This window comes from Shewanella donghaensis, assembly GCF_007567505.1.
Lineage (GTDB): Bacteria > Pseudomonadota > Gammaproteobacteria > Enterobacterales > Shewanellaceae > Shewanella > Shewanella donghaensis.
This window is the reverse complement of sequence record NZ_CP041783.1, coordinates 2,368,465-2,383,897: the sequence shown is the minus strand read 5'-3', so window position 1 is coordinate 2,383,897 and position 15,433 is coordinate 2,368,465. Positions and strand designations below refer to the sequence as shown.

General features: G+C 40.8%; 16 protein-coding genes. 13 read left to right on the top strand and 3 right to left on the bottom strand.

From position 1 onward, the window contains the following. Positions 1-184: 184 nt before the first annotated feature. From FPK91_RS10135 to FPK91_RS10125, 3 genes are all read left to right on the top strand, one after another. Complete coding sequence (locus FPK91_RS10135; RefSeq protein ID WP_144211024.1) at positions 185-1,015, top strand: ion transporter; 831 nt, start codon at positions 185-187, stop codon at positions 1,013-1,015. 294 nt (positions 1,016-1,309) lie between these two features. Next, positions 1,310-2,119 carry an AzlC family ABC transporter permease gene (locus FPK91_RS10130; protein WP_227006727.1) on the top strand — a complete coding sequence of 270 codons (810 nt, stop codon included), beginning with the start codon at positions 1,310-1,312 and terminating at the stop codon, positions 2,117-2,119. Then, positions 2,119-2,421: an AzlD domain-containing protein gene (locus FPK91_RS10125; protein ID WP_144211021.1), complete on the top strand. Its 303-nt coding sequence runs from the start codon at positions 2,119-2,121 to the stop codon at positions 2,419-2,421. Before FPK91_RS10130 ends, FPK91_RS10125 begins: the two co-directional genes overlap by 1 nt. 92 nt (positions 2,422-2,513) lie before the next feature. On the opposite strand, the gene FPK91_RS10120 is transcribed toward FPK91_RS10125, so the two are convergent. Further along, positions 2,514-4,250 carry a glycoside hydrolase family 9 protein gene (locus FPK91_RS10120; protein WP_144211019.1) on the bottom strand — a complete coding sequence of 579 codons (1,737 nt, stop codon included), beginning with the start codon at positions 4,248-4,250 and terminating at the stop codon, positions 2,514-2,516. Between the two features lie 430 nt (positions 4,251-4,680). Here FPK91_RS10120 and mpl point away from each other — a divergent pair, with 430 nt between their 5' ends. From mpl to FPK91_RS10085, 7 genes are all read left to right on the top strand, one after another. Further along, positions 4,681-6,081, top strand: coding sequence for a UDP-N-acetylmuramate:L-alanyl-gamma-D-glutamyl-meso-diaminopimelate ligase (gene mpl / locus FPK91_RS10115; RefSeq protein ID WP_144211017.1), 1,401 nt, complete (start codon positions 4,681-4,683; stop codon positions 6,079-6,081). A gap of 110 nt (positions 6,082-6,191) precedes the next feature. Beyond that, positions 6,192-6,863: a flavin prenyltransferase UbiX gene (locus tag FPK91_RS10110; protein ID WP_144211015.1), complete on the top strand. Its 672-nt coding sequence runs from the start codon at positions 6,192-6,194 to the stop codon at positions 6,861-6,863. 7 nt (positions 6,864-6,870) lie between these two features. Beyond that, positions 6,871-7,401: a hypoxanthine phosphoribosyltransferase gene (gene hpt, locus FPK91_RS10105; protein WP_144211013.1), complete on the top strand. Its 531-nt coding sequence runs from the start codon at positions 6,871-6,873 to the stop codon at positions 7,399-7,401. A gap of 149 nt (positions 7,402-7,550) precedes the next feature. After that, a complete protein-coding gene (locus FPK91_RS10100) occupies positions 7,551-8,486 on the top strand; it encodes an ABC transporter ATP-binding protein (RefSeq protein ID WP_144211011.1) in 936 nt (311 codons plus the stop codon). Then, positions 8,486-9,256, top strand: coding sequence for an ABC transporter permease (locus FPK91_RS10095; protein ID WP_144211009.1), 771 nt, complete (start codon positions 8,486-8,488; stop codon positions 9,254-9,256). Before FPK91_RS10100 ends, FPK91_RS10095 begins: the two co-directional genes overlap by 1 nt. A 316-nt stretch (positions 9,257-9,572) precedes the next feature. Next, positions 9,573-10,094: a signal peptidase II gene (lspA, locus tag FPK91_RS10090; RefSeq protein WP_144211007.1), complete on the top strand. Its 522-nt coding sequence runs from the start codon at positions 9,573-9,575 to the stop codon at positions 10,092-10,094. A gap of 192 nt (positions 10,095-10,286) precedes the next feature. Then, on the top strand, positions 10,287-10,736 hold the full coding sequence (locus tag FPK91_RS10085; RefSeq protein ID WP_144211005.1) for an SMI1/KNR4 family protein: 450 nt from the start codon (positions 10,287-10,289) through the stop codon (positions 10,734-10,736). A gap of 118 nt (positions 10,737-10,854) precedes the next feature. On the opposite strand, the gene FPK91_RS10080 is transcribed toward FPK91_RS10085, so the two are convergent. Then, complete coding sequence (locus FPK91_RS10080; RefSeq protein ID WP_144211003.1) at positions 10,855-11,334, bottom strand: DUF2306 domain-containing protein; 480 nt, start codon at positions 11,332-11,334, stop codon at positions 10,855-10,857. Positions 11,335-11,531: 197 nt separating this feature from the next. Beyond that, positions 11,532-11,867: a winged helix-turn-helix transcriptional regulator gene (locus FPK91_RS10075; protein WP_144211001.1), complete on the bottom strand. Its 336-nt coding sequence runs from the start codon at positions 11,865-11,867 to the stop codon at positions 11,532-11,534. 163 nt (positions 11,868-12,030) lie between these two features. Between FPK91_RS10075 and FPK91_RS10070 the strand changes: the two genes are divergently transcribed. The 3 genes from FPK91_RS10070 to FPK91_RS10060 all read left to right on the top strand — a co-directional run bounded on the left by FPK91_RS10070 (position 12,031) and on the right by FPK91_RS10060 (position 15,343). Next, positions 12,031-13,362, top strand: coding sequence for an aldehyde dehydrogenase family protein (locus FPK91_RS10070; RefSeq protein ID WP_144210999.1), 1,332 nt, complete (start codon positions 12,031-12,033; stop codon positions 13,360-13,362). A 75-nt stretch (positions 13,363-13,437) separates the two neighbouring features. After that, on the top strand, positions 13,438-14,220 hold the full coding sequence (locus FPK91_RS10065) for a prolyl hydroxylase family protein (protein WP_144210997.1): 783 nt from the start codon (positions 13,438-13,440) through the stop codon (positions 14,218-14,220). Between the two features lie 247 nt (positions 14,221-14,467). Further along, on the top strand, positions 14,468-15,343 hold the full coding sequence (locus FPK91_RS10060; RefSeq protein WP_144210995.1) for a pirin family protein: 876 nt from the start codon (positions 14,468-14,470) through the stop codon (positions 15,341-15,343). Positions 15,344-15,433: the final 90 nt, after the last annotated feature.

Sequence of the window (15,433 nt, the reverse complement as noted above, 5' to 3'; positions counted from 1 at the left end):
AGGGCTCTTAAAACAAGCTCAAAAAAATCTTTCGAAAATTAATCATTATTTATAAAGTGACTATTTCACATTTCTGGCGTTATTTTCATCGAATTAACGCAATTTTTAAGACTATTTTAATATTGCTTCAGTAGGCTCACGAGTCCTCAAAATAGAGGGATTATTTTCGGAGCTACAATTCATCATGCAAGCCTCAGGTATTCTGACTCACCTTAAAAAAATTGATCAAAGCAAAACCTTTCAGGGATTTGTTATCTTTGTGATTATTGTGTCGGCACTGTCTATTGGTGCACACACTTATCAGCTACCAGAATGGTTTGAAAAAAGCTTATTGGCGTTAGATATGGCCATTACGGCATTTTTCTTAATCGAATTAATTATCCGCTATATGGCAAGTGATGGGATAAAGTCATTTTTTTCAAAAGGCTGGAATATTTTTGACACCATCATTGTGATTGGTAGCTTAGTGCCACTGGGTGGCTCAACGATATTATTGGCGAGATTACTGCGAATTTTCAGAGTATTGCGTTTAGTGTCGATGGTACCAGAGCTAAGAATGCTCATTAACGCATTGCTCAAAGCGATCCCAAGAATGGGTTATATTGCGTTATTAATGTTTGTTATTTTTTACATTTATGGTGCAGTTGGCAGCATGTTTTTTGCTGGCATTAATGAATTTTTATGGGGCGATGTCTCTATTGCCATGCTGACGTTATTTCGAATATCCACGTTTGAGTCGTGGACATCAATCATGTACGAAACCATGGAAGTTCATCCACTAAGTTGGTTGTATTATCTCAGCTTTATCTTTTTAACCACCTTTGTTTTTCTCAACATGATGGTGGGCGCCGTGCTTGATGTGATGGGTGAAGAAACCAAAATCATGCGGGCAGAGCAAGGCGAAGATGAGGATGTTATTGATGACACTAATCTAGCTGCCTCAGCCGCAGAGATTCAGCTACTCCATGACAAGATAGATAAACTGACTCAGTTAGTATCGGATCAAAAACGATAAGTTGATTGGTCATTAAAAAAAAGGCTTCCATGTGGAAGCCTTTTTAATATCCACACTTTACTTCTACACGCCCTATCTATCTTTCGAATATCACTTCTGTAAACAATCGACTTGAATATTGTCGACTTGAAATAGCCGACTTGAAAATTCCCGACTTGAAATTATTGAGACCTTTTGAGCATTATGCTTATTAATAAAGTAGTTTAAGATAAACTCATTCACTGACCGTTATTAATACTATTTTCATGGAGATGATAGCCACTTTATATGCCGAATGACACGACTGAGATCTCGATGGAATCGACTACTAAATCAAGTGCTTATTTAAAAGGCATGTTGGCGGTGATGCCGCTGACTATTGCTGTAATACCTTGGGGGGTTTTAGCGGGTTCTTTAGCGTTAGAAGTGGGGCTTACTGCACTACAAAGCCAAGCTATGTCGGCCATTATTTTCGCTGGGAGTGCACAGTTAGTGGCTTTAGGGATGATTAAAGCTGGCATTGGTATTGGCAGTATTTTGATTACGACCTTACTGATAACATCACGTCATTTACTGTACGCAATGACAATGAGAAGCCAAATTAGCCCTATGTCTCTGAAGTGGCGCTTGAGTTTAGGCTTCTTATTAACTGATGAGTTATTTGCCATAGCGCAGCAAAGTGGTTCAGAGGCTAGCAGCCGTCATAAGCTTGATCCTTGGTATGCATTGGGTGGCGGCTTAACCTTCTATTTGGGCTGGAACCTAGCGACCTTCCTCGGCATCGTTGCAGGTCAATCAATTGATAATCTTGAAGAGTTGGGGTTAGATTTTGCCATCGCTGCGACCTTTATTGCTTTAGTGGTGCCTACTGTTAAAAAGCCATCCATTCTTGTGTGTGTATTAGTGTCGCTAGTACTTGCCGTTATATGCGCTGTTTTTGAGATTCAGGTGGGGCTGTTAATTGCTTCGATATCCGGCATGTGCGCCGGAATGGCATATGCAAAATTAACCAATGAAGGCGAGAAAAAAGCAGCGGTGTTAACTGAGCATGTCAGTGAGTTTGAAACACAAGATCATTCACAAAGTCATGAAAAAGAACACACAAAAAATGAGGAGAAGCGCTAATGATGTGGTTAACTATTTTTTCGATGGCAGCAGTTGTCTTTATTAGCCGCTACTTGTTACTTGAGCCAAAGCTGCCACTGCGACTCAGTGAAAAAACACTGACCTTTTTAAGCTACTCAGCTCCCGCGGTACTCACGGCCATTTTAGCGCCGATAGTCTTTAGTCCTGAAGGACACTTGGATATCAGCATTGATAATAGCTATCTAATTTGCGCCGTGGTGGCGACATTATTGGCTTACTTTACTAAAAATACCTTGCTGACAACGGTGTTGAGTATTGGTCTATTTTTTATTATTTACTAAAAAATAGACCAACTGAATAAATCAATTGGACAGCCCGCTAATCTACTTTATCTCGTTAACTTATTACGCTTACTCACCTAACGTTTTAAGTGCTATTCAGTTAACGCAGCCAAAGCGTAAACTAAAGCGGCGTTCCAATTAATGGTCACTTCATTACTGGCATAGCTACAACCATGGTCAATGTATGATAATGCTGGTTTTGTAGAAGCATAAATGCCGCCTTGAGGCGTACAATGTTCAGCATCTTGTTGTCCTGGTTGTGGGCCTCCTACAAGAAATCCTGGTATCGGCTCCGTAATGCCATCAGCCATCGAAACACGATGATGAATGTGCATTGGTGTATGTTGTCCAACCCCAGTGACGTAAGACATGCCTAAAGGATTGCGGCCAAAGATATAATCTACGATAGCATTAGCTTGATGCACATATTCAGGGTTAGCTTGAAGCTGATTGACTCGCAGCAACATAATGGCTTTATTGAGCATGTTTGAATTACTGCCCCAGACAAAATCTTGCGGTGTAATGGCGACGCCATAGGCTGAATTATGTCCTTGGGTAAGCCATTTATTGGTGACGGTTGTGAGCTTAAGCAGTGCATGGTCTCTAATGTCAGCAGGGGTATTTAGATTACTTGCAAAGGTAAATAAGGCCAATGTTTCAACCTTGTCCCATTCAGGAATACGCAGATTTTCCGGAAAGGCAATATCAGCAAGATATTGCTTGTCACCTGTGGCGGCAAACAGCTCTGATTTTGCCCATAACCATTCATCTTTTAAATCATCGCCAGCAGTCGCATAAGCTCCTGTGGCAATATCGGCAGGTTGTTCATAATGTATTGCTGGATTGATAAGCGCCCATTGCCAAGCTTGCTTAGCAGATGTCAGTAACTTCTGGCTGTAACCTGGGAGTTGCTGCTCATACTTTGCCAGAACAGTACTGGCTTTTGCCATCGTAGCGGCATAACCCAAGCTGGCCGCGGTAGACTTTGCTACCACATAACGAGGCTGATCCATATGATGAGGCATCTGAGTTTCGCCCGTAAAGCGCTTGGTTGTCAGCTTATGGTAAAGCCCGCCATCATTTGGATCTTGCATGGTGAGCATCCAGTCAATATTCCACAATATTTCATCGACGAAATCGGGCAAGTTATTGCTCGATTCTGGAATATTTAGTTTAAGCGATTCAAGTGCGTTTTCATGTTCTGTTAGCGCGCTGAGTAAGGTATATACGCTGATATTAGAGTTAACGATGTACTTATTGTAATCGCCTGCATCGTACCAACCTTTTGGGGATGAAATGACTGTGCCTGCAGGTCTTGCTTCTGTTGCTGCTGATTCATGTACATAAACGATAGTGTCAGGGTGGGCAGCAGGCCTTGCGTATTTACCGGCATATTTTTTTTGAATGACTGCGCCGCTTCGATTGAAATAATAGGCTCTTATGACATCGATTAACGGTTGTTGATAACGTGAGTTATCGATTGTAAACGGCAATGACTGTTCGAGTTCTTTTACTTGGATATGGTAACGACCAAGGTTAGTGAAATCATCAAACTTGGCAAGCTTTACTGTCTCACCTGATGATGGCCATAACGCAGACTGACTCAATTGACCTTGATATACCGATTTACCAGAGGCGATATCGATAATAGAAAATGACTGGCTGTCAGTGTTATTGATGACTGCCGTTTTCGTTGATTCTGGCGTAAAGCCTAATTGGTTCAAACGAATTTGATTAGGGGCTGCAGATGCTTGCTGAAGCAAGTTTAATGATAACAAAGCCGTTGTTATTAGCCATGTTGGTTTGGTTATACTTGCTAGATTAAGCATTATTCCATCCTTGTTGATTAAATCTACAACGCTATTATTAGCAGCTATAAAGTAGAATTACTGCTAAACCGTTACCGCTATTACTTTTTGTTACATCGATGGTTGTCGCTAACAAAAGTTATTCTTGAATTTTTTATAAGGTGATTTTTTACCAGTGCTTAACGCTTAACGCTTAACGCTTAACGCTTAACGCTTAACAGGCTAGGACAAATAGTAATCAAAAGCAATGTGAGGAAGTTACCATTATATGCCAACGGCTTTTATGCTTATTTGAGTGAGTAATATGTTGGGTTGCATTTTGATAAGTCGATTGGCTGAGTAATCAGATAGTGGATGTAGAAATCACATTAAAGCTTGTTATTGTTAGCTGACATTTTGATCGCCAATGCATTAGAATAACCCTCAAATAAATATTAAGCAGAGCAATGGCATGCACGTACATATTCTTGGAATTTGTGGCACTTTTATGGGCGGCTTAGCGCTATTAGCCCGCGCAATGGGACACAAGGTTACTGGTAGTGATGCCAATGTGTATCCGCCTATGAGTACTCAACTAGAAGAGCAGGGTATTGAGCTTATTCAAGGCTTCGATCCCGTGCAGCTTGGTAAAGAAGGCGACAATCAGCCTGACTTAGTGGTTATTGGTAATGCCATGAGCCGTGGTAATCCTTGTGTTGAAGCAGTATTAAATCGTGGTATTAAATATACTTCTGGGCCGCAATTTTTATCTGAATACATTTTAGCAGAGCGATGGGTACTGGCCGTATCAGGGACTCATGGTAAAACCTCTACATCAAGCATGTTAGCGTGGGTATTAGAGTATTGTGGCTACGAGCCGGGCTTTTTAATCGGTGGTGTTCCGCAAAATTTTGGTGTGTCAGCGCGTTTAGGTAATTCACCTTTCTTTGTGGTTGAAGCAGATGAATATGACAGTGCCTTTTTTGATAAGCGTTCTAAATTTGTCCATTACCGCCCGCGCACTTTAGTGATTAATAATCTTGAATTTGATCATGCTGATATATTTGCCGATCTTGCTGCTATTCAACGTCAATTTAATCATGTTATTCGCACGGTACCTGGTGAAGGTAAAGTCATTTGGCCTGCTGAAGTTGATGCGGTAAAAGAAGTGATTGAGCTTGGATGTTGGAGCGAGCAAGAACACTTTTATGCCACTGAAAAAACAGCATTACAAAACAACAGCGGCTGGTTTGGTAAAACGATAGCTGCTGATGGTCACGAGTTTGAAGTGATGTTTAATGGCGAGTCTCAAGGCATATTAAACTGGAGCTTAATCGGTCAGCATAATATTGAAAATGCGATAATGGCGATAGCGGCAGCAAGGCATGTTGGCGTTGCCCCCAATCATGCTATTGAAGCCTTAAGTCAATTTTCTCCACCCAAACGCCGCTTAGAGTTACTCGATACCGTAAACGGTATTGCTGTGTACGATGATTTTGCCCATCACCCAACAGCGATTGAAACCACCTTACAAGGCTTAAGGGCAAAAGTGGGCGAAGGTGAGTTAGCGACAGGCAAGTTAATTGTAGTGCTAGAGCCTCGTTCAAATACCATGAAAAGTGGCGTACATAAAGACACGTTAGCGGCTTCAATGGCATTGGCTGACAGTGCCTTTTTGTTTCAAGCAGGTAATGTAGGCTGGGACTTACAAGCCAATATGGCTAATGCCAGCATTCCTGTTGCTGTATTTACCGATATTGAAGACATTATTGCCAAGGTAACCGCACAGGCAAAAAATGGCGACACTGTGGTGATTATGAGTAATGGCGGCTTTAACGGTATTCATCAAAAATTGATTACCGCCTTGAAGTAGTGACTTTATTAGATAAATCTTTGCTAAAATACGCGATGACATCAATATGATTGTCATCAATAAAGTGAGTTAAGCCGTATAACCTGCAAAGGTTAATTAAAAGAGACAATATGAGTAATTCGATTCACCCATACGCCAAAAAAGAAAAAGCGATCAGTCTTGCATGGACTGGTGCTTCTGGCGCGCCATACGGTTTAAAGTTATTGCAGTGTTTGCTGCAAGCTGATTATCAAGTTTTCTTAATGATATCGAGCGCAGCAAGAGTGGTGCTTGCCACTGAAGAAGGCCTGCAACTGAGTGCGAATCCTGAAAAAGCCTGCCAGCAGTTATTAGGCCATTTTAATATGGACGAAAATGCGATTGGTGAGTTGGTGGTATTAGGTAAAGATGAATGGTTCTCACCGCCAGCATCAGGTAGCGCCGCACCGAAACAAATGGTGGTTTGCCCTTGTTCAACAGGGACATTAGCCGCTATTGCTACTGGTATGAGTAATAATTTGCTCGAAAGAGCCGCCGATGTGGTAATAAAAGAGCGCGGACAATTAATCCTTGTTCCGAGAGAAACTCCTTTTAGTGCCATACACTTAGAGCATATGTTAAGCCTTACTCGCAATGGTGCGACCATCATGCCAGCTGCGCCAGGCTTTTATCATCATCCCCAATCGATAGAAGATCTGGTAAACTTCATGGTTTCCCGAATTCTAGATCATTTGGGCATTGCGCATGGATTAACAAATCGTTGGGGTTATTCCAACGACAAGTCCGAAAAAATCGATAACTGAGAGTAATATGAAACACACAACCGAAGTGATGATTTCTGCAGAAGAAATCAACGAAAAACTGGATATATTAGCTGAAAGGATTAATGCCCATTACGCAGACAGCGAACGTTTGTTAATGGTCGGCTTATTGAAAGGGTCTGTGGTTTTTATGGCTGACTTATGTCGCCGTATTAAGGGCCATGTTGAAATCGACTTTATGTCTGTTTCAAGTTATGGCAATGCAATGACAAGTACACGTGATGTGAAGATCCTTAAGGATGTCACTTCTGAGATCGCTGGGCGTGATGTATTGATCGTTGAAGATTTAATTGATTCAGGTAATACCCTGAACAAAGTACGTGAAATGCTTTTATTGCGTGAACCTAAAAGCCTGGCTCTGTGTACATTATTGGATAAGCCAGAGCGTCGTGAAGTTAACGTACCTGTCGACTTTATTGGCTTTACTATACCTGATGAGTTCATCGTAGGTTACGGTATTGACTACGCTGAGCAATATCGAAACTTACCTTACATCGCTAGAGTTGTACCGTTAGACTAATATAACTTTTGATGTGTAAACTCCCGCTTTAGGCGGGAGTTTTGTTTTAGGCGTCATAAATTTTCTGCACCTTTTTCATTTACATAACGTCATTAAGATTATCTAATTAAGCATGTGTCATTCGCAATTCATGGACCAGAGGTATAACAATGAGTAAACCCGCCAATGCTTTGGTGATAGAAAACCTGCAAAAAACCTATAAAGGTGGCGTTCAAGCTGTAAAAGGTATTAGTTTAACCGTTGAACAAGGTGATTTCTTTGCGCTATTGGGTCCAAACGGTGCAGGTAAATCGACAACTATCGGTGTCATTAGCTCTTTAGTACAAAAGACCTCTGGCAGCGTTAAAGTGTTCGATCATGATATCGACAAAAAATTAGAACAAGCCAAGCTGTGTATTGGTTTGGTTCCGCAAGAATTTAACTTTAACCAGTTTGAAACCGTACTCCAAATTGTAGTCACTCAAGCAGGTTATTATGGTGTTCCACGCCATGTAGCACTTGTACGTGCTGAAAAGTATTTAACCCAGCTAGATTTATGGGAAAAGCGCGATAGCCAAGCACGGGCTTTGTCAGGTGGTATGAAGCGCCGTTTAATGATTGCACGCGCGTTAATGCATGAACCACAATTGCTTATTCTTGATGAACCAACAGCGGGGGTGGATATTGAACTTCGCCGCTCGATGTGGGAGTTCTTAAAGCAAATTAACAGCCAAGGCGTGACGATTATTCTCACGACGCACTACCTTGAAGAAGCGGAAATGCTTTGCCGTAATATCGGTATTATTGATAAAGGGTTGCTGGTGGAATGCACTAGCATGAAAAGTTTACTCAGTAAGCTGAATATGGAAACTTTTATCCTCGATTTATCTCAAGACATTAACACCGCGCCAGAGCTAAATAACATGAATTGTCGCTTAGTGGATGGCCATACTCTGGAAGTTGATGTGGCGAAAGAGAATAATCTGAATGATTTATTCAACCAGTTAAGTAATGCAGATATTGAAGTGCTATCAATGCGAAATAAAGCCAACCGTCTTGAAGAACTGTTTGTCGAATTAGTTAAAAAAGCACAGGGTCCAAAATAATGAATAAGCTGTATTGGATAGCCTTTAAAAGTATTATCGTCAAAGAAACGAATCGCTTCACCCGTATTTGGGTGCAAACATTAGTGCCGCCAGCCATTACCATGACCTTATATTTTTTAATTTTTGGTAACTTGATTGGCAATCGCATTGGTGAGATGGGCGGCGTATCTTATATGGAGTTTATCGCTCCAGGTCTGATTATGATGTCAGTGATAACTAACTCATATTCTAATGTGGCTTCATCTTTCTTTAGTGCCAAAATGCATGGCAGTATTGAAGAGTTAATGGTCGCACCCGTACCGCATTATGTGATGATTGCTGGTTTTGTTGGTGGTGGTGTCGCGCGGGGATTAAGTGTCGGTTTCATTGTGACCATGGTCGCCATGTTCTTTGTCGATTTAAGTCTTCATCATGTGGGCTTAGTGATTATGACGGTATTTTTAACCTCGGTGCTGTTTGCATTAGGTGGGTTAATTAATGCGGTATTTGCTAAAAGCTTTGATGATATTAGTATTATTCCGACCTTCATATTAACGCCGTTGACCTATCTTGGTGGGGTGTTCTACTCGTTGTCATTGTTACCTGAATTTTGGCAAGGCGTATCAGGACTAAACCCTGTGGTGTATATGATTAATGTATTCCGCTATGGCTTTTTAGGGTTTGCAGATATCAGCGTACCGTTATCAATAGCCATTATGGTGGGCTTTTGTGCCTCGCTTTGGTTTGTGGCCTACTACCTCATCTCGCGCGGCATTGGTTTACGCAGTTAAGCCATAAAGACGTGAGTGTTAAGTTAGGTAAATTCGAAAGGACTCTTTATAGAGTCCTTTTTTATTGAGTCCATTTTATAGATGTATTTCGTCATTAAAGTAAATTAAATCGTTGAAAGTGTGATTTGTCTATTGGGGTTAAGGTGAGCAGTAAGCATGATTTACTTATGGCTAACGAGGCTATTTTTACATGGTTAAAGCGTCTTCTTTCTCAAGAAATAAACTCTTCATAGCGTTGTGCAAATTTAGATATTTCAATCAATAATGATAGTCTACCTACCTTGGTGATTAGCTGCTAGAAAAAGGATTATTGAATATGGATATTTGGAAAAGATTGTTGGTTGTTTTTACCATTACACTCTCATGTGTAGGCTGCGATCAAGGTACTAAATTATTAGCAACAGAGCACCTGCCTAAATTTCAAATGACAAGTTACCTCAATGATATTCTTAGGGTGGGTTACACCGAAAATATAGGTGCATTTTTAGGTTTAGGTAATAATCTCTCTGAGCAAGCGAGATTCTGGCTACTGGTAGTATTAGTCGGCTCTTTCTTGTTGGCATTACTGATATATCTAGTATCAAATTCAAAACAGCACCTTTCTTCCATAGTGGCATTATCTTTGGTGTTTTCTGGTGGCGTCAGTAATTTTTATGATCGACTGGTAAACAATGGGGCTGTGATTGATTTTCTAAATATAGGTTTTGGTTCGATGAGAACCGGGGTATTTAATGTCGCGGACATGTTCATTATGCTCGGCGCTTTTCTACTCGTTTTTACGTCAAATAAAAGTGCAAATGGCGTTACGGTAAAAAGCACAGCTAACGAGTCTTTATAATAACAATACAGTTTTATTGTAAACTCTTTACCATTTGAATCGGTTTAAGTGAGTTGTGGAGAATAAATGCTGATTTTAAGCGACCATGACGAGAATACTAAGCATTTAAACAGCGATTAATGTAGTTATCTGGTATTTTAACCTATGTCTTTTAGCCGCAAGTGTGGCCTTGATTTTTTGGAATTCTCTGAGATGAATAGCATCGATCTATTTGTAAAAAATTGGGGCAGTAAAAATGCCATGGTGCCCATTAAGAGTTTATATATTGAAGAGCTAGAAGAAAAACTAGCTGTCGTGTTACCTGATTCATATAAGTATTTAATCTCTAAATATGGCTTGGTGCACACGCCTAATGTGTTGACTAAAATTTGTGATTTAGGTGTTGATATCTCTGAGGTGCAGGACTTTCTAAGCCTTGATGATGTTAGTTTGCTATCAAATTTATACGAAATGAGCGGTATGCCTAAAGGGCACATTTTGTTTGCCTCTGATTGCAAAGGCAACATGTTTTGCTTTAAGAAAACAGATTGTGAAACATCTCAAAAAGATGCGCCAGTTTGGTTTTATAACCAAGGACAAGGAACGGTTGAAAAGGTTTCTGCTTCTTTTTCCGCATGGCTGGATCAATTCAATGATCTATAGATTTAACCAGCGATTGATTTACGAGCTTTAGCTTTTATGTGGAATCAGCTGAGCTGAAAATAAATCTGATTAAGTATTTAAACCGACTTACATTACTAAGTCGGTTTTTTATATGTTATTAATCCTGTTTACGTAACCAATTGACTTGGTAAATAACAAAGGCTAGAAATAACACAAAAATTGTTAGGAAGGTTTTTTGTAATAAGGGGTCTTCTAATGATGTCACTATTGGGTCACCCATCGGGAAACGCGTCAAAATTTCAGTGGCTGTTGGGATCAAATGAAACAGCATCGTTCCTGAAAAACAAAGATTCACGGCATACTTATTCCAAGACTTCAGCAGCTCAGTTTTCTCAATCACTATACCAACCACAGTGGCTAATATGGTTAGTATTGCCAATGCATGGGCAGGATTAAAGCCACCGTGCTTAAAAATAGTTAACGCCGACAAAGCAGTAAATAGCGTTGCGATAAGATAAAACTTACCTTCCAATGACCTAAAGGTGATTTGTTTATGTTGCCAAAGCATTTTCAAACCGAAAAATACGGCAAGACTACCAATGATGGTATGGGCGATTCCAATAGGACTGAGTGGCATGTGAGTTCCCTTACTAAATAGTTTTATGCTTGATTGACGATCAGCTTACCTTTAATTTTAGTTGTGAGCAATTTAATTGTGCACAATATTTATTGAAAAAGGAGGTCACATCAAATAAAGTGGCTGTTAGGTTAGGCGTTATTGCAGTGTTTATATGGTGTTATAGTTTGCGGGTAAGTCATTGTTAAGGCACTTTACTAGAAGTTACTTTCTTCAGTCCAATCTTTTAGCTTCTCTAAAATCTCTAGCGCGGTACGGCCAAATTCGGTTATTTCATAGGTGACTGCAATAGGTCGAGTGCAGATGACTTCTCTCGTCACTAAGCCTTGGGTTTCCAGCTCTTTAAGGCGTTGATCTACCATTTTCTTGCTGGCGCCGCCCAGCATGCGTGACAATTCATTGAAGCGTACAGGACCATCTTTTAAATGCCACAGTATCGATGCTTTCCACTTTCCGCCTAAAATTCGCATCCCTCTTTCGATCAAGCAAGGCTGTTCACAATTTTTTATATTTATTATTTCATCTTTAATCATTGTATTTAATATCTTTTATTTTAATTTTGCAAAAAAACAGAGTGGTTACTAAAAGTATACTAGTTGCTTTAATTACCTACTCTAGCAAAATATGACCCTAAGAACCAAAGATAAATTGCAATGTATTGCGCTAGGTTAATGCATCTCAAAAGGAAGAAACTTGATGTCTATGCTCATCTCTTACGATCCGATCGATCAACAAGCCATTGGTGAAGTGCCAATTACAACCAATGCACAAATGCCAACCCTTGTGGCCGCGGCAAAGAAAGCGCAGCACGCATGGGCAAAAGTATCATTACTAGATCGACAACAAATTGTGGTTAAGGCTTATGAAAAATTAGCCAAAGTACAGGAATCGCTGACGTTATTGATCAGTAAAGAGATGGGAAAGGATTACCGTCGAGCCAGTTATGAAGTTGCAGGTACAGCACAAAATGCAGGTTATTTCTGCCAAGAAATTGCTGCGGCATTGAAGCCCGAATCTATGGGGCATGGCGCAGAATTACAATACCGACCTTTGGGGGTTGTGGCTGTTATTGCGCCTTGGAATTATCCATTAGCAATGGCTAACAATTTGCTACTTCCTGCACTTATGGCGGGGAATAGCGTGATATTAAAGCCATCAGAATTAACGCCTTTAGTTGCCGACTTGTTCGTTAGTACATTAAACGAAGTATTACCTGAAGGTGTGTTGCAAATAGCACATGGTGATTCTGCTACGGGTAAAGCATTAGTGGAAGCCGATATCAATATGGTGGCTTTCACTGGGTCGCTTGCTGCAGGTAAACATATTATGGCATCAGCAGCATCATCGTTAAAACGGTTGGTGATGGAGCTGGGTGGCAATGATCCTATGATTGTTATGGCGACAGCTGACATTGATAAAGCGGTGCAGTTTGCTGTGGCAAGTTCATTTGAGAATGCGGGGCAGATGTGTACATCAACTGAACGTGTTTATGTGGATGCACGTGTTGCTGAAGAATTTGAGCAAAAAGTGGTAGCGCTGGCTAGCCGTTACCAAGTGGGGCAATGGGATCAAACTAACGTGAATATTGGACCTATTGTCAGTCATAAGCAGCACCAACGAGTGTTGTCGCAACTTAAAGATGCTGAGCAAAAAGGGGCGAAATTCCTATTAGGAAATGCTGATTACGAAGTGCCTTACATACAACCAACGGTCGTGACTGATATCAGGCCTGAAATGCAGTTAGAACATGATGAAACCTTTGGGCCTGTAGTGGCAATTAGTCGTTTTACTCATATATCTGAAGCGATTGAGCGTGCGAATGCCAGTCCCTTTGGATTAGGCGCAGCGGTATTTGGCGGTGCGGGAGCTGCAGATGTTGCAGAGCAAATCGAGGCTGGCATGGTCGGAGTTAATCAAGGTGCTGGAGGCCCTGGGCCCTGGGTCGGGGCGAAGCAAAGTGGATTTGGTTTTCATGGCACCGCTGCTGGGCACAGACAATTTGCTCAAGTGAGAGTTATCAGTAAGTAACTCGCTAGGGCAATACGCCAACTCCCAACCATATCCGTATGTATTACAGAATAATTAACGACAGTTGAGTTGAATATGACACAGAAAAATAAGCCAGAATCCTTTTTTGTAGCGGCGTTGGAGCAAGGCGCTGAGCATCCAGCATTACCCGCTTGGGGCAATAACAATTCTAACCCCGCTAAGTTAAGCAGTGACTTTGACATTAGCCAAGTAGAGCGCCGAGAGTTGGCTGATGTACCGGGTGCTTTTCAATTGTTCAATGTATTGTCAAAAGACGAGTGCCAAAGATTTATAGAGATCAGTGAGCAGCTTGAGTTTTTGCCCGATGCGGCAGTTTCTTTACCTAGAAGTGTTCGCCATAACGATAGTTTAACGTGGATTGTTGATCCTGAAACTGATGGCACCATTTGGCAGCGAATAGCTCATTTGATGGATGACAGACAAGGTATTTTCAACGGAGATAAAGCCTTAGGGATTAATGCTCGTTTTCGTTTTTATCGATATGGCCAAGATGACTACTTCAAACCTCACTCTGATGGTTCTTGGCCTGGTAGCCGAATTATAGACAATAAGCTTGTCGCCAATGCTTACCCTGATCGCTTTAGCCAAATGACGTTTTTAATGCTACTTCGCGAAGATTTTGAAGGCGGTGAAACACGCTTTCTAGTTAATGCGGATGATGCGACCAAACCAGCTAAAGCCGGTGATGCGGTAGCACATGTAGATGTTAGGACACCTGCTGGCAGCGTATTATGTTTTCCACATGGAATGCATCCATTACATTGTATTCATAGCTCTGTTGCAATAACACAAGGTGTAAAGTACATCATTCGTACAGATGTATTGTTTGAGTTGTAATTGTTGGACGTGTGATAGCTAAAAGCGTGATTGCTACATAACGTAAAAGTCATCATCTCTCATTTCTAATTTCTACTATTGTTATTCCGTTGCACTCAGTTTGAGGCAACGGATGTTAATTATCTCATTGTGAATTTACCCATAAAACGTTCTAATAAATAGACTAAAAGCACCGTTATATTGCAATTTTTATTCGATTAATTGATTGGTAATCTAGATTCATTAACCCGTTATTGAGTACAAGATTATGAAAGTAATAAGTCGTTTTACCGCTCGACCTGCAATGGATGGCGATGGTGTTAACATTAAGCGCGTTGCAGACTTTATGAATACTCGCTTCGATCCTTATTTAATGATCGATGAGATCAAATCAGCTGATAAACAAGATTTTATTGGCGGTTTTCCGCCGCATCCTCATCGTGGCATTGAAACCTTTACCTATATCCGTAAAGGTGGATTTGAGCACCGAGATCAACTTGGCAATGTTAAAGCTATTCGTGCGGGCGATGTTCAATGGATGAGCACAGGTAGTGGGGTGATTCATTCTGAAATGCCATTAGCAGATGCTGAAGACGGCCTACATGGTTTTCAAATTTGGCTCAATATGCCTGCCAAAGACAAGATGCGTCCAGCGATTTATCAAGATACCTCCGAAAAGCCTAATCCGATAGGGGTTAATCAACATGGTGCGACCTTAAAAGCATTGGCAGGGAAGTGGCAATTTGCTGAGACTGCAAAAAATAATGAGCCATTAATATCGACTATCCAGGGGTTGTCCGGTAATGGTGCTATTGCTGATTTAATGCTGGATGCAAATGGTTATGCGAGTATTGATTTAGCACGCCATGAAGTGGTGCATATATACATTTACCAAGGTGTACTTGAGTATAAAAATGCTGATGGGGAATTGTTAAATGCTAAAGCGGGTGAATTACTGGTGTTATCTGCTGAACTAAGCCATTTTACTAATCCTAACGATGATGAGACTGGGTTATTACTGTTGGCAGGTTCGCCCATTAATGAAAAAATAGTCCATATGGGACCATTTGTCATGAATACTCAAGCTGAAATAGATCAAGCAGTAGATGATTACCAACAAGGGCGCTTTGGTAAGATCATTTAGCAAAGATATATCTGCCATGTTCGGATAAAATTGCTACAATATGCAATTAGGCCAAGGTATAAATATCTTGGCTGTTTTGTTTGTACTCGT